This window comes from Bacillus sp. LLTC93 (assembly GCF_002993125.1).
Lineage (GTDB): Bacteria > Bacillota > Bacilli > Bacillales > Bacillaceae > Bacillus > Bacillus zhangzhouensis.
The window spans coordinates 151,721-172,157 of the sequence record NZ_PVME01000005.1; the positions used below are offsets into that span (position 1 = coordinate 151,721).

Here is a 20,437-nt window from a genome sequence, read left to right on the forward strand (position 1 = left end):
AGATGTGTTTCTACTTTGTTTAAACTTTGATATATCAGAGTTTATTAGCCAATTGTTAATTGAGTTTTATCAGATTATTTATGTTGTTTTTTAAGTCAATTGTGAATAAGATAATTTCAAACTCGAACTAATGATAAGCTACGATTGTCTGTACTTAGGTAGCAAAACTGCATCTTCATCATGCTCAGAAAAAATCTCATCTACATTTCTAAATATGATACCCTTCTTTAACATTTTAAATTCATCACCTAAATATTTAAACTTTGTTAAACTCTCATCAATTACACTTGGCATAATAAAATAAGAACCAAACTTTTCATACATTAGTTTAAAATTTTCTAAGTTTCTTGACTCTGGTAAAGGATTCATTCTATGAAATCTAGAAACTACTAGAAATAAATTATCATGAATATCTAGCTCTTGCTTTTTAGCACGTTCAATAGCACTTTCAATATTAGTACCTATATGTACATAGTACCCAGCATCTTCATTAGATACATCACCTTCAACAATAGAAATTCTAATAGCTCCTTCACTATCACATCTCCCAATTCTAGATATCCATTCTTCAAAAATTTCTTTTGCCTCTTTTTCACTTTTAAAGAGTAAAACTAATCGTGGAGGCTCAGTATAGCTAGGATCTAATATAAATGCTACCCCACTCCATTTAGCTCTATCCCATTTTTCTATATCAATAAAACTAGATATAAAGAGTGACTTTCTTTCTTTTTCAGGTAACGGACGCAGTTTGCCTAATGCCGGTCTTTCAGTAGGATTAATATTTCTTAATCTCCAATATAACTTATCAAAATTCGCTTCTACGTCTACATAATAATGCGTTGCCCCTTGTAGTGGTGTTGGGATATCATTATATGAATATCCATCAAATAAAATAGGAATGAAATTATTATTCACCATTCCATTGTTATAAAGGTGTTGATAAATTAAATTACCTTCCCAGATCCCTCCTAAACCTACACCTTCTTTTTCTTCTCCCATAACACGCCTAAAATATGTAGGCGTACATACCATTAAAACAAAGTCTGCATTTCTAACCTGCCTATCCATCCATCTAGGCCACCCTTCAGGTGGAGATGTTTCATATTGATCAAGGATAGTATCAATTCCTTCATTTCTCAAAGAATTTGAAAAAGACAATATTTTATCAGCATGCTCTCTACTATCGTGTGTATAACTAATAAAAACTTTAGGATTCTCGTTCACTTAAATCACCTCTATTATATTAAACACCACATAATGGATTTTCCATATGAAAATTATAAGAATTATTTATTATAATAGCTGAACCTAAAAATAAAGCTACGTTTTTTGCAGATTTATTTTTTAAAAAATTTACTTATTATAAAAAATTAGGTAAACATTCCATTCCGTAAATTCAGTTTATTCTAAATATACCTTTTTTACCTTTTCCTTTTTCTTTTTCTTTTTTCACGTTCTAATTTTCTTCTCGTTTCTCTATTTTCTCTTATTTTTTTAACATGCTGATTCCAATCTTTACTCTCTTTTTCGCGTTCACTAATTGGATTAATATCATAAGGTAAAAAACAATTCGTTTGGTCAGCTATATACATGCCAGGAGTTGTGTCGATTATAGTATAATTATGATAGTTAAAAGCATGTGTAACTCGCTTTAATTCAGCTATTTTCGAATTAGATTTAAGTAATGTATATGGATAGTTTGAGAGCATAATCTCTTCGTTATTCTGAATTTCTTGATTTTCTATATCGGGGTCCCACAGGAACACTAAAAACATCCCCGATCCAAACCTCAGAATACCTGACTGACTTAACTTAGAAAATGATATTTTTTCTAAATTGTCTCGGACTTTAAAAGTTAACTTCTTTGATTCTATGATTTCAAATACACTATCCTTTACAATAAAAGGGTTGAAATATACTCCTAATTTCAAATTATCAAAGAAAAATTCTGGAAGAGGGTTCATATCAATTGAAAGTCCAGAAAAGATAGAAAAGTGCAATAGTGGTATTTCAGTTTTACCAAGAATATAGTCTAAATTCTTTTCAAACCATGTTGTATCAATTTTATTACTTCTAGCAACATTGTAAAGTATCTTCAATAACCATTTAGAAAGCGTTAGAAAATCATATTGAATTGATAGGTAATCGGTTGCTTCATAAGTTTTCACAAAATACTCCTTAACCATCTTTGCCCCATATGTGTCTAATTCTGATAAAGTCTCGTTATTGCAAATATTACATACATCATTTATTACAATTCTATCACCTTTAAAACATTTATCATGTACATAATTAATATCACATTCTGGGAACAAATTGAGAAGTGACATAGGTATCAAGTGTTCTCCTGTAAGTTGTCTTTTCTCTTTACAATAAGTACATACCATAAAACACACCCCTCACATTTGTAAATATAACCATTAAATTCATATTATTATCATACCATTAAAATTTCTTTGTGGTTTAATCCCTACACAACAATTGTTATTGGTTCACTAGCTCTCATCTGTTTATAATTTTTTTACATATACAATAGCTTTCTGTTTACTTCATCATTGAATTTAACGTAACTCTAAATCCACCATATTTTCTAGCTCATCAAAAATTCCCTTCTCAACAAGTTACTAAAGAAACACTTTGCATCCTCACCTAATATTTAATGAATAAGAAGTCATTAATCACCTCAATAATTTAGAATATAAAAAACCCCCTTTTATTCACGAATTAACGTAAATAAAAGAGAGTAATTATTCTATGTTAATTGCTCCGCACGGAGATTAATAATTCTTTCGAAACGTCACCATTAACATTAAAGTATCAAAGTTCTCGACCTATCTCGTATCTCAATAGTGCAAGTCTACTCCCACTCAATCGTAGCAGGCGGCTTACTCGTAATATCATACACAACACGGTTAATATGCTTCACTTCATTCACGATACGAGTTGAGATCTTTTCAAGCACGTCCCAAGGGATTCTTGCCCAGTCACTCGTCATTCCATCAATTGAAGTAACGGCACGGATGCCGATTGTGTAGTCATATGTTCTTGCGTCACCCATGACACCAACGCTGCGGATGTCTGGGAGAACGGTGAAGTATTGCCAGATGTCGCGCTCGAGGCCGAAATTCGCAATTTCTTCGCGAAGAATGGCGTCAGATTCACGGACGATTTCTAGTTTTTCTTCAGAAATTTCGCCTAATACACGGATACCTAGTCCTGGACCTGGGAATGGCTGTCTCCAGACGATGTCGTCAGGAATGCCTAGCTCTGAACCTAGGGCACGGACTTCATCCTTGAATAGTGTATTGAGCGGCTCAATCAATTCAAATTGCATGTCTTCTGGAAGACCGCCTACATTGTGGTGAGATTTGATTGTTTGTGCCGTTGCTGTTCCGCTCTCAATGATATCTGTGTAAAGTGTTCCTTGTGCTAAGTAGTCAATTCCTTTTAGCTTGTCCGATTCATCATCGAATACATAAATGAATTCGTTACCGATGATTTTACGTTTTTGCTCAGGATCAGACACACCTTTTAGCTTGTTTAAGAAACGATCTTTCGCATCTACTTTAATGACGTTCATGTTGAAACCTTCGCTAAATGTTTTCATAACCCCTTCTGCTTCGCCTTTGCGAAGAAGACCGTGGTCAACGAAAATACATGTTAGCTGATCACCGATCGCTTTGTGGATTAACACCGCCACAACAGATGAATCAACACCGCCGCTTAGTGCGCACAATACTTGTTTGTCGCCTACTGTTTGACGGATTTTCTGCATTTCGATTTCAATGAAGTTCTCCATTGACCATTTGCCTTCACAATCACACACACCAAAGACAAAGTTTTTCAATAGGTCGTTGCCGTACTCAGAGTGACGAACCTCTGGGTGGAATTGAACGCCATAGAAATTCTTCTCAGCAAAGCTCATCGCTGAGTTTGGACAATGTGCACTTGTTGCATCGACTGTAAAGCCTTCTGGCACTTCGACAACAAGGTCACCATGGCTCATCCAAACGACTTGCTCATTTGGAAGGTCTTTGAATAAAGCAGGTGTTCCGTTAATGTGGATATCCGCTTTCCCATATTCACGCTGGCTTGCTGCTTCTACTTTCCCGCCTAAATAGTGAGTCATGAGCTGCATGCCGTAGCAAATGCCTAGAACCGGGATGCCTAGATCAAAAATCTTTTCGTCACAGCGGAAAGATCCTTCATCGTATACACTGTTTGGTCCACCAGAAAGGATGATTCCTTTAGGCGCTATTTCTTTAATTTCTTCAGCAGTTAAAGTGTGCGGATGAAGCTCACTGTACACACCAAATTCACGAATACGACGTGTGATCAGCTGGTTGTACTGACTGCCGAAATCGAGAACCAAAATCATTTCATTTACTAAATTTGTCATGGTGTCACCTCTATGTCCAATTTAATTTTATAAACGCACAGAAAAAATGAGAGGAGAAAACCTGCTCTCAGTGTGAAATCACGCTTTTGAAGCGCCCAGACTCACATCCGAACGCTTCAATTTCATGTATTTTAGAAGGTTTTAATATTCACCTATTCTAACAACAGGAAGGTACGCGGTCAAGACTATCTCCTGTTTATTAAATTTTCCCATAACTTTGCGGATTGCTTCCAAAGCGTCGACGCATCCTCTCGTCGATAGAGTGCCCGCTCATAGAGCTGTGTCAGCTCTGACATCTGTTGATCTTCATTCTTTCCATCTATGACAGAAGCGAATTCTCTCAATGTCATGCCTGGCTTCTTCTCGATCCCTCTGCGCTTCAGCTGCTTTAATAAGGCGGCATACGCATAGAAGAATGCTTCCTCGTCAGGCAGGCGTTTCACCTTTCGTACAATGAAGAATGGTAGCCATCTTGCCCTGAATCGATAAAGCATCCAGCTGATCAAACCGAGAAGGGCAACAGCACCTGCCACATACCCCAAGATCGAACCAACATGCACCATACTTGGCTTTGTTTGAGCTGTTTGTTCCTTTGGTTTTGCCGGCTGCTCTGTCTCCTGCGACTGCGGCTGGTCTTGCGGCTGATCTTCGCTTGCATCAGCACTAGACTGATCTTCTTCTTCCTTTTGATCATCCGTTTGATCGCTAGAAACGGCTTCATTCGTAAATGTCTCTGGGTTCGTAAATCCTTTTGTCGGTTCAAAGGTCACCCAGCCTCTGTTTGGAAAATAGACCTCTACCCATGAATGTGCATTGTTATTGGTCACTTCATACACATTGTTTCCATCCATTTGTGTTTCATATAACTGACCAGACGTATACCCTTTCACCCATCTCGCCGGAATACCGATCGAACGAAGCATCACAATCATAGAGGATGAAAAATTATCACAGTAGCCAATCATCGTATCAAATAAAAATTGATCCACATAATCTTCGTTACGCCCAGGGACTGCGACATTTTGCGTTTCATATGAAAACTTCGCAGATCCTAAATAATCCTCAATCGCTTTGGCTTTATCATACATATTATCCTTCGTTTCCGTTAAGCTGTTTGCCAATGTTTTCACACGCTCTGGCAATGAGGATGGGAGCTGTAAATATTCACGTCCCACTTGTTGATTTACCTGTTGTTTTGAAGGCACTTTGATCCTCTGTAAATCTTCAAGGATAAATGTAGGTGATAAGAAGCTGATTTGATAGTTCCCTAAATTCTTGGGCGGGTTTTGATTAGACGGTACAATTTTCTCCGTTTTCCCCATCATTTGAAGGGGGATGTTTTCCATTGGTGTCAATGAAATCGTCCCAATCGGATAGACGGCATGATTAAATCGATAGTCCGATTCCATATCGACTCTCGTCTCATGCTCCTCTGTTTTCACACGATTGGTAAACCACCTATTTGGCACCTCAGCGTCCTTTAACCGAGTAGGCTTTGTATCATTTGAAGCATCCTCCCAGCCTTTTCCCGTGTAAATACTTTTTGTTTCTACACGAAAATAAGACGGCTCCTTTCCGCTCCATTTAAACACCGGTGTACGGTCCTCACTAAACGGCCCGCCAAGCGTTGAATCGTCTGTACTATATCCCACCTTATTCTGCCCGGTAGTGCCATCTTGATTCGTGACCGCCTTAAAAAACGGGACAGGATCAGGCCATTTCGGATCAGACTTTGGCAAAGAAGCACCGAGCGACGCTGATATGAGGACAAGCACCATCATCGGCAAAAACCACTGTAGACGCGCTTTATGTGACACCCGCACACCTTCAGCCGAACGAAGTCGATCGAAATACAGCAACCCAAGCAAACAAAAGCCAAACACCATAATACGAACGATCGCAAAGGTCGCATCATATGGCGTAAACGTATCAAGTATCGTGACATACACAATCGTCATGAGTAAAAAGAAAAAGATACGCTGCTGATAGACCACCCAATAATGAAGCAAATAGACAAGCAGCCAAAGCAAAATATAAAACAACAATGTGCGGAAAGACGGATACATGTCACTCCACATTCCTGTGCTCATTAACGTGATATTGTCTTTGATATCGGCAAACAAAGCAGCCGGATAGCCTGGCTCTGATTGATAAAAGATCAAATATAAGGCAAGCAAGATCAATCCAGCACAAATCGGAAACGTCACATACCACTTTAGACGAAAGAATGTAAACAAACAGGTAAGCCCTATAAAAATGATGAAATAAGACGTATGACTCGTCTCTGTAAAATCTTGAAGCGGACGAAGCCACTCCCATAGCAGCAGAAATGCTACAGCATAATAGATGAACAACTCAAAACGGCTTTGCCGCTGATGCGTATGCAGCATAAATGTTTATCACCTCACAGTTCTTTCGTGCAGCTTTTCTTCAAATAAAATGGTGGTGCGTATTCCAGAAGCCTTGAGCCGGTCTACAAGCAGTTTTTCTTTTGTCGTCAATCGGTCAACGGCTCTCTTCACTAAAAGAACGGTGATGTTCTTTTTGTTTCGATTCCCAAGAAGACTGGCAGCAAGCTCCTCCTGCAGCTGACCCGTGATGACATATTTCCCTGAATGCTGATACTCACTCGCTGCTAACGGCTTATATTCTGGTGCGCGAGAAGGCTGATACTGCACCCTTGTTAAATAATAAAGCATGTCCTGTAAATGAAGTTCTCCTTGATCGACTCGAAATGCATGCTGATCTCCAAGAGGAACAAGACCTGCCGGCACCCCTTTTTTCACAGCCGTTTGGAGAACAGATGCTGCAATAGACACCACCGTCTCAAAAACGACTTCATCTGTAAAATCAGCAAACACGACAAGGTCCTTTGTCTGATTCTGTTCAAACTCCTTCGTCATCAGCTGGCCTCTTCTGGCCGTCGTCTTCCAGTCCACCCAAGCAAAACGGTCTCCTTGCTGGTATTCCCGCACACCTGTTGTGACATTGGTCGGTTCATTTAACCACGAGTGAACCGCTTTGCCTCCGTTTTCATTCACTGAATCAGCAGACTCAACTGGGAGATCCAGCATCTTTGGATAAACAAGGAGCTTTTTTTCTAACGGAATGATTACTTCTTTTTCAACAAAACCAAACATATCACCCGTTTTGATTCGGACCGCTGTCAAATGGTGCTCACCCCGCGCAATATCATTCAATTGATAAGAAAAGCGCCACATCTTCCGAAACCATGGAAACAGCATTTGCTTCATTTCAATCTGTTCCTGCAAGTGGAAGGTGTCCGGCGGATCATCCTCAATAATGACGTAAACGTATGGAAATGGGTTTGTCCGCTTGATTTCAAGATCAACAGACAGCATATCCCCCGCCTTCAACCGGGTGTGCTGTAATGTCCTTTTGGCTGTCGCCCGAAGCGGAACGAGCGCAAACATCAAAGCATACAAAGCATATGGTAAAAATGCATAAAAAAGGAACCAGCTCACAAAGCCGCCCTGAAACATGGCATAGCAAAAGGCTGCCGCAGTAAGAATGATGAGCATCATCACGCGTAACCATAATGAAACAGCTAAACGGTCTTGTGGCTTCATTGAGTCATCGACTTTTGAACTGGTACGCCAATTTGCTCAAGCAGCTGTCGCAGCAGTGTCTCCGCCTTCTTCCCTTCATACGTCGCTTCTGACGTCAAAATCATTCGATGCGGCAATGTATAAGGCGCTAAATACTGTACATCATCTGGAATCACATAATCCCGCTGATTCAAAAGCGCATACGCCTGAGCCGCTTTCATAAGTGCAATCGATCCCCTTGGACTAACGCCTAAATAAACAGATGGGTGATGACGTGTCGCTTGGGCAAGTTCCACAATATATTCTTTAATAGATGCATCGACATGCACTTTCTGAACGGCTTGCTGCAAAGCATGGATATGCTCCTTCGCCATCACAGCCTGGAGCGTATCGATCGGAGATTGCTTCTCCTGCAAGTTGAGCACTTCTAGCTCCTCCAGCATGGTCGGATACCCCATCTGCAGCTTGAATAAAAACCGGTCCATTTGCGCTTCTGGCAGTGGATAGGTTCCTTCATATTCCACCGGGTTTTGCGTGGCCATGACAAAGAAAGGATCCGCAAGCGGCATTGTGTCTCCGTCCACCGTGACACTGCCCTCCTCCATCGCTTCAAGCAGTGCTGATTGTGTTTTAGGAGAGGTCCGGTTGATCTCATCCGCCAAAATAATCTGCCCCATAATCGGTCCTTGCCTAAATTCAAATTCATTTGTCTTTTTATTATAAATCGACACACCTGTCACATCTGAAGGCAAAAGGTCAGGAGTGAATTGGATTCGCTTAAACTCACAGCCAATTGATTTTGCCAAAGCACGAACCATCATCGTCTTCCCAACGCCAGGCACATCCTCTAATAACACATGTCCCTTCGCCAAAATCGCAACAAGGCTTAATATCGCAATGTCTTTTTTCCCAACCATGACTTTATTGATGTTATCTACGATTTTTTGTAAATCTGAATGCATTGGTTCATCAAATGCCATCCTGATCCTCCTATCACGTTTCCGTCAATTTTCATATAGTCTAACTTTACCATACAACGCGCGTTTGCATAAAACATCAGCACGTCAGAAAAAGAAAAGAAGCCTTCTCACGATGGAAAAGACTTCTTCTCTTCTTTAGGCGCACTTGCTGGCTCCATATGAACATGAGAATGTAAAATATCATGTTCTTTTTTCATTCTACGTTCGATTTCATCTGCAATCTCATGACTTTCTGCAATGTTCAAATGCGGCTCTACCTCAACTACTACGTCAACATGAACTGTGCTTCCAAGATAACGGGCCTTAATATCTTTCAAATCGCCCACTCCTGGTGTCTCTTCAATGGTCTCTTTATATTTTGACATATCTTTTATATGAAAACCGTCAGTTAACGAATGAGAGGCATCTCTGAAAATTTCCCAAGCCGTTTTACAAATAATTAAGCCAATGACAAACGCAGCAAGCGTATCAATCCATGCCAGCTGAAATTGGGAGGCGATGATCCCTATAAATGTCCCGATGCTCACATACGCATCTGATTTATTATCAGCAGCTGCCGCATGAAGTGCCTGGCTATTGATTCGTTTGGACAGATTGCGGTTGTATATATACACACCGTACATCACAACAGCACTTCCCGCTGCCGTCCAAGCCGCGATCATATCAGGCGTTTGATGCTTAGATGAGAAAAGCGACTGGCCTGCACTCAGCAGAACCTGAAGCCCAACAAGCATCATAATAAAGGAAGCCACAAGTGACGCAATATTTTCAGCTCTAAAATGCCCGTATGGATGATCTTCATCAGGCGGCTTCTGAGAAATACGCAGCCCAACAAGCACGGCAAGAGATGCAATAATATCGGTCGTATTATTCAATCCATCTGCCGAAAGAGCTTCTGAATGAAACACATATCCAATGATGAGTTTGACTGCAGATAAGATCACATAGGCAATGATGCTGACCCAAGCTCCTGTTTCACCTTGTCTTAATTCGTTATAGCGCTCCATGTCGAACAGAGCCTCCTCACACATAACTTTTCTATTATTTATCTTACAAAGCAAAGCCCATGTGGGTCTACAGCAACATGATTCGCTTGCGTCAGCAAAATAGGATACATAGAAATGTGTTGACCTAAGTAAACTTATTTTTATAAGGTCAATCGACCTCAAAACCTACTCCCATCAACATTTTTCTTTTCCGTTCCGAAATTTGCATATGAGCAACATTACTTCCCTTTAAAATTATCAGAATATTTTTATTTTAAGACGCAACTTTTTTCCCCACTTTCTTCTGCTATTTTTAAGAATGAACTGAGGGAAAAGAGGGAACATAATCTCTCAAATCCTTTATACTTTTTAACATCATGTTAAGAGGTTTGAAATGTCAGTTTGATAACCTGTCCAATGCTGAATGACAATTCAGTGTGATAAAATTTAAAATATTCTAAAAACAAATTCTCTACGAAAGAGAAGTGTTTGGAGGTAAAGAAATGTCCAACATGACAAACGGTCTTCAAAAAAACCTTAAGACAAGACATATTTCAATGATCTCCATTGCCGGGGTCATTGGGGCAGGGCTATTTGTTGGTAGCGGCGCTGTCATTCATTCTGCAGGGCCTGGATCCATTCTTTCCTATTCATTTGCCGGACTTCTGGTCATCTTTATTATGAGAATGCTTGGAGAAATGGCGTGTGCCTATCCGACAAGCGGTTCTTTCTCACAATATGCAAGCGACGCCATCGGCCCATGGGCTGGCTTTACAATCGGCTGGCTTTACTGGTTCTTCTGGGTGATCGTCATCGCCATCGAGGCGATTGCCGGTGCTGCCATTATTCAATACTGGTATGGAGATGCACCTGTTTGGCTCACAAGTCTAATCCTCACAATCCTCTTAACATTGACAAATATCTTTTCTGTTAAATCTTTTGGCGAATTTGAATATTGGTTTTCATTAATTAAAGTCGTCAGCATTATTCTCTTTCTACTCATTGGTTTTGCATTCATCTTTGGTTTTGGCGGTCATCATACTGTAGGTCTTGCGAATTTAACGGGGAACGGCGGTTTTCTTCCCAACGGATTCAGCTCTGTTTTACTCGGGATCGTCGTCGTCATCTTTTCCTTCATGGGAACTGAAATTGTGGCAATTGCGGCCGGCGAATCAGCTGACCCTGTCAAATCTGTTACAACGGCTACTCGCTCTGTTGTATGGCGTATTATTATCTTCTATGTCGGATCGATCGCTGTCGTTGTCACCTTGCTTCCATGGGATTCAGCGAGTATTTTAACAAGCCCATTCGTTGCTGTGTTAGAATACATCGGCGTCCCATCAGCCGCTCAGGTCATGAACGTCATTGTCTTAACAGCCGTTCTTTCTTGTTTAAACTCCGGCTTGTACACAACGTCCAGAATGCTTTATTCATTAGCGGAAAGAGGCGAAGCGCCGAAACGCTTTATGAAAATCAGCAAGCGTGGTGTTCCTATAGCGGCTACAGTCGCAGGGACCTTCTTTTCCTATATTGCCGTCATGATGAACTACTTTTATCCTGAAACCATCTTTTTGTTCTTAGTCAATGCATCTGGTGCCATTGCACTTCTTGTCTACTTGGTCATTGCCGTTTCGCAATTAAGAATGCGTCGTAAAATCGAAAAAGAAAATCCAGAACAACTCAAAATCAAAATGTGGCTGTTCCCATACCTCACGTACTTTACCATTTTGGTTATTTGCGCAATTTTGGCTTCTATGCTGTTTATCGAATCGATGAGACCACAGCTCATTTTGACAAGTATCATTACCTTTGGTGTGCTAGCCGCTTATTTTATCTTTAAACCGAATAAAAAAGTGCCTGCAAATGCGGCGCTTGAAAATAAACACCCTTAATTCTCCCGCTGAAAAGCGGTTTTTTTTATTTTATTCACCTATTTTGATGTCCGCACTTATAATGTATCAAATTGAATTTGAAGTGAGGATTAGTGAACATGAACCTAGAAAAATTTGTCGACGAGCTGCCCATTCCAGAAGTAGCGGAGCCCGTCAAAAAGAACCCAAGACAAACATATTATGAAATCGCTATGGAGGAAGTGTTCTTAAAAGTTCATAGAGACCTGCCCCCAACTAAGCTATGGACCTATAATGGCAGTTTGCCTGGTCCAACCATTAAAGCAAATCGAAATGAAAAGGTTAAAGTAAAATGGATGAATAAATTGCCGCTTAAGCATTTTCTGCCGGTCGATCACACCATTCACGAAGGCCATCATGACGAACCAGAAGTCAAAACCGTCGTTCATTTACATGGCGGGGTCACACCAGCAAGCAGTGACGGTTATCCAGAAGCTTGGTTTTCACGAGACTTTGAAGCGACAGGTCCCTTCTTTGAACGGGAGATTTACGAATACCCGAATCATCAGCAAGCCTGCACATTGTGGTATCACGATCATGCAATGGCATTGACGCGATTAAATGTATACGCCGGCTTAGCTGGGTTTTACTTGATCTCAGATGCGTTTGAAAAGTCGTTAGAATTACCGAAAAATGAGTATGATATTCCTTTAATGATCATGGACCGTACGTTTCAGGAGGATGGCGCACTATTTTATCCAAGCAGACCAAACAACACGCCGGAAGACAGTGACATTCCAGACCCTTCCATCGTCCCCTTTTTTTGCGGGGAAACGATACTGGTTAATGGAAAAGTATGGCCTTATTTAGAAGTAGAGCCGCGAAAATACCGTTTTCGCATGTTAAATGCGTCCAATACAAGAACTTACGAGCTGCATCTAGACAACGATGCTACGATCTTGCAAATTGGATCTGATGGCGGCTTTTTGCCAAGACCTGTTCATCACAAGTCCTTTAGCATTGCACCTGCTGAACGTTTCGATGTCATTATCGACTTTTCAGCTTATGAAAACAAAACAATTATTCTAAAAAATAAAGCAGGCTGCGGCCAAGAAGTGAATCCAGAAACAGATGCGAACATTATGCAGTTTAAAGTCACACGTCCGCTAAAAGGGAGAGCACCTAAATCATTACGTCCAATCTTCAAACCGCTGCCACCGCTTCGGCCAAGTCGAGCTGATAAAGAGCGTACGCTCACACTTAGCGGCACGCAGGATAAATATGGCCGTCCTATTTTATTACTAGATAATCAATTTTGGAATGATCCCGTCACGGAAAATCCTCGACTTGGCAGTGTAGAGATTTGGTCCATCGTCAACCCAACAAGGGGTACACACCCCATTCATTTACACCTTGTTCAATTCAGGGTGATAGACAGAAGACCATTTGATACAGAAATCTATCAGTCGACTGGAGAAATCGTGTATACAGGACCAAATGAAGCACCTCCTTTACATGAACAAGGCTACAAGGACACCATTCAGGCGCATGCCGGTGAAGTCATTCGAATCATCGCACGCTTTGTCCCATACAGCGGACGGTATGTGTGGCATTGTCATATTTTAGAGCACGAAGATTATGACATGATGCGGCCGATGGATATCATTCGGTAAAAATGAAACCATTCTTCCTTCACATGCGTAGAAATATGCATGAAGTAGATGATCGCGAAGGGCTAACGGACATTGTTACATTAGCCCTTTATTTCCTTTTCATTGATTCATTAGAAAATAGAACAATGTATCGCGTGAATTGGCATTTATTTGTACATGCAACACTTAAAAAGTTGACGCAGCAAGCCGATAGTACTACTATATACCCATTACATCTATCAAAAGGCACATAAGGAACATTAAACAAACAAATGGAAAATTGCGATAAAAAACGGAGGAGTTCAATTTGAATGAAGAAAAAGAGACTTGCCAGATCAAACAAGAAACAGTGGCAGGTAACATGGAGAAGCTTTCAATTCATGAAAATGAGAGCATTCGGACAAACATTGAACAACTAACAATTGAACTCGGTGAACAAAAAGAATTCAACCACTTCATATTAGATGATAAACAGAAGGCAATTAGCACATTATCTGCCCTCATCACAAAAGGCGATTGTGATGAAGAGCTAAAGGCTCATTTTAAACAAGCATTACATATCGGTCTCTCTGTCATAGAGGTCATGGAGATTATTAAGCACTGTACAAAGATTGCTGGATTTCCTCATTCCATTAATGCCCTATTTATTTTTCAAAACTTACTAGACGAAAACACCAAATAAATAAGATCAAACGAGAGCCCATCTGTCCTCTCGTTTTTTTATTTCCATTCATTTTACTCTCTTTCTTCTCCTCTGTCACACCAGCAAAATACGAAAATGCTCCTCTTTTTTCTTTCTAAAAAACGAATTTCATTTCATGAACTCACCTATTTCCCCGGTATATCAAATGACAAAATAAAAAAACGTCCAGTTATATAAAATAACTGAACGCATCGTTTATCGATTGACAGTGAAATTGTTAATGATTCCGCCATCCTTCTCCCAAGCGGCTTCTACTGTTTTCTTCTTGATATCATATTCAAAAATGGTCCTTACCTTCGCCTTTCTTCCGGTGTCATCCTTTAATTCCTTTGCGTTCTTTGCAACACCTAAGAAATAAACAGATGTCCCATCCGTAGAAAATTGCGGCTGTGCAGCACTTAAAATATGAACATTCTGGTTGTTTTTAACGAGTGTCGTCGTTTTCCCCGTTTCTACATCAAGCATCTTAATAGAAGATACTTCTTTTTCGTTTCGAACCTTCACTTCTGTATAAATCAATGTCTTGTGATCTGGTGAAAATGAAATATCATTGATCGTTTGTGAGATACGTGCAATACGATTCCCCTTCTGACCTGTTTGAAGGGTGATCTTCATGGTCGTTGGTTCAGGATCCGTCCCTTTTTCATTCGCTTCATCGGTCTTCTGATAATCCTCTTTTAATGAATAATGCTGGACGGCCAAAAGGTTTGAAGTCGGATCATAGGCAAAAGAACTCACCGTATCATCCTTGCTTTTCTCTGGATACAACATCTTCACTTTGTGTTTTTTCAAATCAAAAGAAGCGACATAAAACTGTTCCCCAGAATCCTTGTTATACCTTAGATATAACTGCTTTCCGTTACCAGATAGCCTCATACTGTCGATTGAATCGTCACTAGTAAACAGCGTTTTTTCTTGATCATTTTTCACATTCAATTCCCGAATACTCACTTTTTGCGTGTCTTCATCCGTATACGTGTAATATAAAAGCTGTTTCGTAGAATCATAAGCAATCGAAGGATACGCTGTCAGCTTTTCCGTATGAAGCGCCCGATCGTGCAGGTAATATGTATTGTTTAACTGCTGATCTGTAAATGAAACAAGCAATTCGTCTTTTGCATCTTGATTCGTTTTGACTTTTCCCACATGTTTCGCCTCTTGAGCCGGCTTCATCATGAAGAAAACGACTGCCGCAATCACTGCGACTCCAATGACCGTGATGATCCACCATGTTGATTTTTTCATTGTCTTTTAGACCCTCTCTACAAGAAAAGAAGCCAGAAAATGAACTTTTCCCGCTTCTTTGCATGCCTATGTATTAATAAGTGTAATGCCCTTTTACGACACCTTTACTTGTTTTATACCCAAGTGCTTTGAATGCTTTCGGACTTACGTCTAATACAGCGTTTGGCATTCTACCAACATCATATTTATATACTGTAATCACTTTATGTGGTTTCGCTTTTGTTGTCACTCTTAGTTTTGTACCTTTTTTCGGTACGTCAAATCCCATTTTAGTTGCTGCATCCCAATGACCGAGTTTTTTTCCATCTGCGCCTTTTTTACCGACACCATTATACCAAGTAATATTGCCGCTTACTTTTTTTGCACTTGCTCCATGTGAGAAACTAAACGCTAAAAATAAACTAGCTACTGTTACGATTGTCGCGATAAGCTTTTTATTCATAAAAAAATCCTCCGTATTTGGTTTCTGCACTTATTATACATGAAGATGCCCCCAGTTATTTTACAGTCACATTACAATTCGAATACAAGTTGACCACTTTTTTATGACCGATTTTGTTCACAAAAAATACCAAAATCAGCCAGAACAATGTAAGTAGCCCCTCTCTTTCATTTTATATAATAAAAGTGAATCCAATATAAGGAGGAATTTTTATGAAAAAGTGGTTCATTGTTTTGAGTGTGAGTTTGGCCTTCGTTTTGATGCTTTCAAGTCTACCTGCCTCAGCAGCTGGTCCCCGTCACGGTGCGATTGTGACACAAACGGATGAAGCCAAATGGTCAGGTATCTCTGCTGATATTGTGCTTCCGAAAACAGCAACGATTAAAAATGGATATGCTGACTGGTATCTCGGTCTTGGCTCTGCCGTTGTAGAGAGCGGTATTTCAAAAACGTCTTCTGGCTATAAGGTCTTTCTTGGCAGCGGCTCACAAGGCGGCAGTCAATACTGGAACAGTGAATACGATACGAGCATTAAGGATGGCGCACGTGTCAACTTAAAGCTCATCAACAATGGTGATGGCACGGTGTCACTATATGTCAATGGGAAATTGCGCTACAAGCAGCCTGTTTTCAACCCTAGCCGTCTGAAAAACTTTGATGTTGTCAAAATGGTACACGGTGTTCAGGATAATGGGGCAAACAGCTACACACAAGCAAGCTTCTCAAATGTACAGCTTCGTGCAGATACATCAGGAAGCGTCTATAAAAAATGGGATGGGTCCATCAAATCATCGCTGTTGCGTAAAAATCTAGAATCAGGTGCGCCGTCTCCTAAATTCACGGTACATTCTTCTATTCCACTTAGTACAAGCCTTTCAGCACAATAAGAAAAAAGCGCCCAGTTTGGGTGCTTTTTATTGTTCACAGCTTATCAACACTTCTCTTTTAATCAAAACAAGGATTCGTGGTAACATAAGCATACATACTTCGAAGAAAAAAGGAGAACGAACGTGAAAAAAAGTCTACTTGTTTTCATGAGTCTAGTTGCAAGTCTCTTCATGCTAGCAGCTTGCTCAAATACGACAAAAGAACAAAAAACAGAAACGAAGGCACTTCCAACGATCAATGAACGCATTCAAAATGAAACAAAAGAGGTGATGGAGCAGTCTAAGCTCGTAAAAGACACAGCGATCACCGTTGATCAAAAGAAAAAAGTCATTTCTTTAAACGTGACAGCTTCCTCTGATACAAATAGTGATTACGCTGAAGTCATCGGTTTAAACTTTGCCAAAACGCTAGCCATTGGGGCAGCGACTGAAAAAGAAAACAACCTGCATAAACCGGAAAATGACAGCCTTGGCGCCCTCTATTCCTTTTATGACCTAAACATCACCGTGAAACAAGAAAACGGCAAGGTGCTGGCAAAAGGAAAGAAAACAACAAATGAAACAAAAATCACCTGGGAAAGAGCCCAGTAAATGGACAAGGACATTCTTTATGGATTTTCTTGCGACTAAAAAATCTTGTAGAGGTCCGCTCTACAAGATTTTTTTAATGTTCACCTCAGTCAAATCATCTCTCATAGCATCGACCAGTGTTTGGATATCCGAGTGAGCCCTTGATGCTAATCGTACCAGCAAATGATCGATATACTCATACAAATGACGATCTCTCAAAATATACTCCCCATAAAACGGAATGACAAAGAAATAGAGCAAATCAGCGAATTCAAGTGTAACGTCATCTTCATCCTCATCGTCTAACGCCTCTCCAACACATTGAATCAACCAATCCAAATCTTCTTTCTTCTCAATCGGAACATACATCACCTGATGAATATAGTCCGTATCCTTCGTTTGTAAAATCCGCTCCGCTAATTCTTTTGATAGAGCACCAATATCTTTAGAAGAAATATTAAGAACCGCTAATTCATTCTCTGATGCTTCTTGATTCATTTGCAACACGTTTTGGTCCATCTCGACTCACTCCCCATTTTCAGATACTTTTATTATAAGGAAATGATCTGATTTTTTATGGAAATAGTGGATTTTTTTATGTAATTTTAAAGAAAATGTGACATTATAAGCCAAGGTATCTTATATCTCTCAATAGAAAAAAGCACTCTTGATCATAAGAGTGCTTTTCTCATACATCGTTTACTCACTCTTTTATCGCCTCAGCCATTTCCACTTCACCCTCTGCATCAGCTTTTCAATGATGCGAGCACAATCCTTTTCGTGGCGATTTTAGCTTAATTTAGAAGCAGCCTGAACTTCATTAATGATGATCTTAAAGCCTACAGCGCCTTTCATTTTGCTTCTCTAACAGTTCCTCAGACAACGCCTCCCATAAAAACTCTCTGAAGTCTATCATATCAACCACTTCAATCTTTTTATTATAATCACAATGACAAATAACATCATATTTCACAACATAGATTTTTCTATTTTAAAAACGTTTTTTATACAGAGCATAATTTCAGATTAAAAAAGAGACAATCTTGAATATACTAACAGGTTCTTTTTTGAGGTGCAAAACCACAAATAAAAATCAATTTATAGTCTAGTTTCAAAAGTATGAGGTATAATTTTCTTATAAAAAATACCAATTACAAAGGAGAAGCATTAATAATGAGAAAGTTCGATTTGAACATCGAAAAAGTATTAGAGCACTGGACCATTCCTCACGCCTTAAGAGAAATCATAGCAAATGCACTGGATGAATCAAATTTAACGAACACGAAAGAGCCCCTTATTTTTAAAGATGATGATAATAAATGGCATATCAAAGATTTTGGGAGAGGTCTAAAGTATGAACACCTAACGCAAAACGAGAATATAGAAAAGACAGAGAACCCGGATAAAGTCATTGGCAAATTCGGGGTAGGTTTAAAAGATGCATTGGCGACATTCGATCGAAGGAACGTAGAAATCCTCATTCAATCAAAATATAGTGATATTACAATAAAGAAGTTATCTAAGGGAGACTTTGACGATTTGGTAACTTTGCACGCCATCGTCAATAGTCCGACTAATCCTAATTTGGTAGGCACAGACTTTATGTTTACTGGTCTCAAAGATGATGATATCGAAAAAGCCAAGGATTTCTTCTTACTTTATTCCGGAGAAAAGACAATTGAAAAAACGAAGTATGGGGAACTCATTGAAAACAATAAAAATCGTTCAAGAATTTACGTTAACGGAATTTGTATAGCTGAGGAAGACAATTTACTCTTTTCTTACAATATCACTTCCACCACTAAGAAACTTCGTCAATCTTTAAATCGGGAGCGAACAAATGTAGGAAGAAGTGCTTACACAGACAGGGTAAAGTCTATTCTCTTAGAATGTAAGAGCCCAACATTTGCTAGAAAACTGGTGGATGATTTACAAAGGATTCAAACAGGAAATTATCACGATGAATTACAATGGGTTGATGTTCAACTACACGCCTGTAAAATATTAAGTAGCAAGGACAAAAAAGTGATGTTTTTAAGTGCTTATGATTTAATGGATGGTGGTAAATACTTAAGTTACGCAAAGGAGGAAGGAATACGTATCATTACTGTTCCTGATTCACTAGCGAATAAACTTGAAACTAGTAAAGATCTGAATGGTAATAACTTCAGAAGCTTGGAAACTTATGCGTTAGAATGGAACGAACAATTCCAATTTGATATCGTAAAAGTCAACCAATTAACGGCTAAAGAAAAAGAAATTTTCAACTACAAAGATACCATTGTAAGTTGGTTCCCAAAAAAGAGTAATCTCGTCAATGATATTGTGATTTCCGATTCAATGCGGCCAGACAATAATACGGGTTATGATGCACTTGGGTTATGGGAGCCGTCCACTAAACGAATTATTATTAAACGTAGCCAACTGAAAAATATACAATCATTCGCAGGTACACTTGTGCACGAGTTGGTTCACGCTCATACAAATACTGATGATAACACCATAGAATTCGAAAATGAATTAACTAAAATGCTTGGGAAGTTATCTACTCTTATCCTTGAAAGTTCAAATCCTGTAAAACCCAAAAGTATGCTAAAAAGATTATTAAACAAATAGAATGTGTGAATTATACAAAGATTTATCAAATCACATATAAACAATAAGGAGCCGCTCATATTGTTGAAGAGCGACTTCTTTTTTAATATTTTTTTGCCCTGAAAACGATGGTATAAAACCGCTACAAAGAAGCACAACATCAAGTAATCGAACGAACGACTTATTACAATAGAGACATCATTATTGCCAAAAACGAGCAATAGCACGGTTATCCAATTGTCCATAAAAACGTTTAAAATCTAATGGCAGATTGCTTAGAATAGCTGGCTTAAACGTTGAATTAACAACTCATTCATTACGGCATACACATACCTTTCTTCTTGCTGAAGCTGGTGTGGATCTCCAAAGGATAATGGATAGACTTGGACATACAGAAGATCAAACAACAACTAAAATATACCTGCACATAACAAAAGACCGAAAAAAAGAAGCTTCTCAAAAGTTCGGAGAACTAATGAAAAGCCTCTAATTTATCTATATGGCATCAAAATGAGTGTGACTTACGGTTAAACCCTTGATTGATTAATAAGGGTTTAAA

16 protein-coding genes and 1 pseudogene are annotated in these 20,437 nt (G+C 39.4%); 7 read left to right on the forward strand and 10 right to left on the reverse strand.

Features of this window, described 5'->3' with window-relative positions; translation table 11 throughout:
• Positions 1-138 precede the first annotated feature (138 nt).
• The 7 genes from C6W18_RS15870 to C6W18_RS15900 all read right to left on the reverse strand — a co-directional run bounded on the left by C6W18_RS15870 (position 139) and on the right by C6W18_RS15900 (position 9,955).
• On the reverse strand, positions 139-1,224 hold the full coding sequence (locus C6W18_RS15870; RefSeq protein WP_105928200.1) for an SEFIR domain-containing protein: 1,086 nt from the start codon (positions 1,222-1,224) through the stop codon (positions 139-141).
• 197 nt (positions 1,225-1,421) lie between these two features.
• A complete protein-coding gene (locus C6W18_RS15875; RefSeq protein ID WP_105928201.1) occupies positions 1,422-2,387 on the reverse strand; it encodes a hypothetical protein in 966 nt (321 codons plus the stop codon).
• Positions 2,388-2,857: 470 nt separating this feature from the next.
• A complete protein-coding gene (gene guaA, locus C6W18_RS15880; protein WP_034320326.1) occupies positions 2,858-4,399 on the reverse strand; it encodes a glutamine-hydrolyzing GMP synthase in 1,542 nt (513 codons plus the stop codon).
• A 185-nt stretch (positions 4,400-4,584) separates the two neighbouring features.
• Complete coding sequence (locus tag C6W18_RS15885; protein WP_105928202.1) at positions 4,585-6,789, reverse strand: transglutaminase TgpA family protein; 2,205 nt, start codon at positions 6,787-6,789, stop codon at positions 4,585-4,587.
• Positions 6,790-6,798: 9 nt separating this feature from the next.
• Positions 6,799-7,989, reverse strand: coding sequence for a DUF58 domain-containing protein (locus C6W18_RS15890; RefSeq protein ID WP_105928203.1), 1,191 nt, complete (start codon positions 7,987-7,989; stop codon positions 6,799-6,801).
• Positions 7,986-8,948 (reverse strand): AAA family ATPase, encoded by a 963-nt coding sequence (locus C6W18_RS15895; RefSeq protein ID WP_034320334.1) that lies wholly within the window; start codon positions 8,946-8,948, stop codon positions 7,986-7,988. Before C6W18_RS15895 ends, C6W18_RS15890 begins: the two co-directional genes overlap by 4 nt.
• A gap of 107 nt (positions 8,949-9,055) precedes the next feature.
• A complete protein-coding gene (locus C6W18_RS15900) occupies positions 9,056-9,955 on the reverse strand; it encodes a cation diffusion facilitator family transporter (RefSeq protein WP_034320335.1) in 900 nt (299 codons plus the stop codon).
• Between the two features lie 482 nt (positions 9,956-10,437).
• On the opposite strand from C6W18_RS15900, the gene gabP reads away from it, so the two are divergent.
• From gabP to C6W18_RS15915, 3 genes are all read left to right on the forward strand, one after another.
• Positions 10,438-11,826 carry a GABA permease gene (gabP, locus tag C6W18_RS15905; RefSeq protein WP_034320338.1) on the forward strand — a complete coding sequence of 463 codons (1,389 nt, stop codon included), beginning with the start codon at positions 10,438-10,440 and terminating at the stop codon, positions 11,824-11,826.
• Positions 11,827-11,924: 98 nt separating this feature from the next.
• A complete protein-coding gene (locus C6W18_RS15910) occupies positions 11,925-13,457 on the forward strand; it encodes a multicopper oxidase family protein (RefSeq protein WP_034320340.1) in 1,533 nt (510 codons plus the stop codon).
• A gap of 286 nt (positions 13,458-13,743) precedes the next feature.
• Positions 13,744-14,118 carry a carboxymuconolactone decarboxylase family protein gene (locus tag C6W18_RS15915; RefSeq protein ID WP_105928204.1) on the forward strand — a complete coding sequence of 125 codons (375 nt, stop codon included), beginning with the start codon at positions 13,744-13,746 and terminating at the stop codon, positions 14,116-14,118.
• Between the two features lie 216 nt (positions 14,119-14,334).
• Here the strand turns inward: C6W18_RS15915 and C6W18_RS15920 are convergent, their stop codons facing one another.
• Both C6W18_RS15920 and C6W18_RS15925 read right to left on the reverse strand, forming a co-directional pair.
• Positions 14,335-15,384 carry a hypothetical protein gene (locus tag C6W18_RS15920; protein ID WP_105928205.1) on the reverse strand — a complete coding sequence of 350 codons (1,050 nt, stop codon included), beginning with the start codon at positions 15,382-15,384 and terminating at the stop codon, positions 14,335-14,337.
• 73 nt (positions 15,385-15,457) lie between these two features.
• Positions 15,458-15,826 (reverse strand): RlpA-like double-psi beta-barrel domain-containing protein, encoded by a 369-nt coding sequence (locus C6W18_RS15925; RefSeq protein WP_003213878.1) that lies wholly within the window; start codon positions 15,824-15,826, stop codon positions 15,458-15,460.
• A 212-nt stretch (positions 15,827-16,038) separates the two neighbouring features.
• Between C6W18_RS15925 and C6W18_RS15930 the strand changes: the two genes are divergently transcribed.
• On the forward strand, positions 16,039-16,713 hold the full coding sequence (locus tag C6W18_RS15930) for a hypothetical protein (protein WP_105928206.1): 675 nt from the start codon (positions 16,039-16,041) through the stop codon (positions 16,711-16,713).
• 123 nt (positions 16,714-16,836) lie between these two features.
• Complete coding sequence (locus C6W18_RS15935) at positions 16,837-17,304, forward strand: hypothetical protein (protein WP_105928207.1); 468 nt, start codon at positions 16,837-16,839, stop codon at positions 17,302-17,304.
• A 60-nt stretch (positions 17,305-17,364) separates the two neighbouring features.
• On the opposite strand, the gene C6W18_RS15940 is transcribed toward C6W18_RS15935, so the two are convergent.
• Positions 17,365-17,802 (reverse strand): hypothetical protein, encoded by a 438-nt coding sequence (locus C6W18_RS15940; RefSeq protein ID WP_105928208.1) that lies wholly within the window; start codon positions 17,800-17,802, stop codon positions 17,365-17,367.
• 654 nt (positions 17,803-18,456) lie between these two features.
• On the opposite strand from C6W18_RS15940, the gene C6W18_RS15950 reads away from it, so the two are divergent.
• Positions 18,457-19,899 (forward strand): ATP-binding protein, encoded by a 1,443-nt coding sequence (locus C6W18_RS15950; RefSeq protein ID WP_105928209.1) that lies wholly within the window; start codon positions 18,457-18,459, stop codon positions 19,897-19,899.
• Between the two features lie 247 nt (positions 19,900-20,146).
• Positions 20,147-20,368, forward strand: a pseudogene (locus C6W18_RS15955) (tyrosine-type recombinase/integrase); the annotation flags it as partial.
• Positions 20,369-20,437 lie beyond the last annotated feature (69 nt).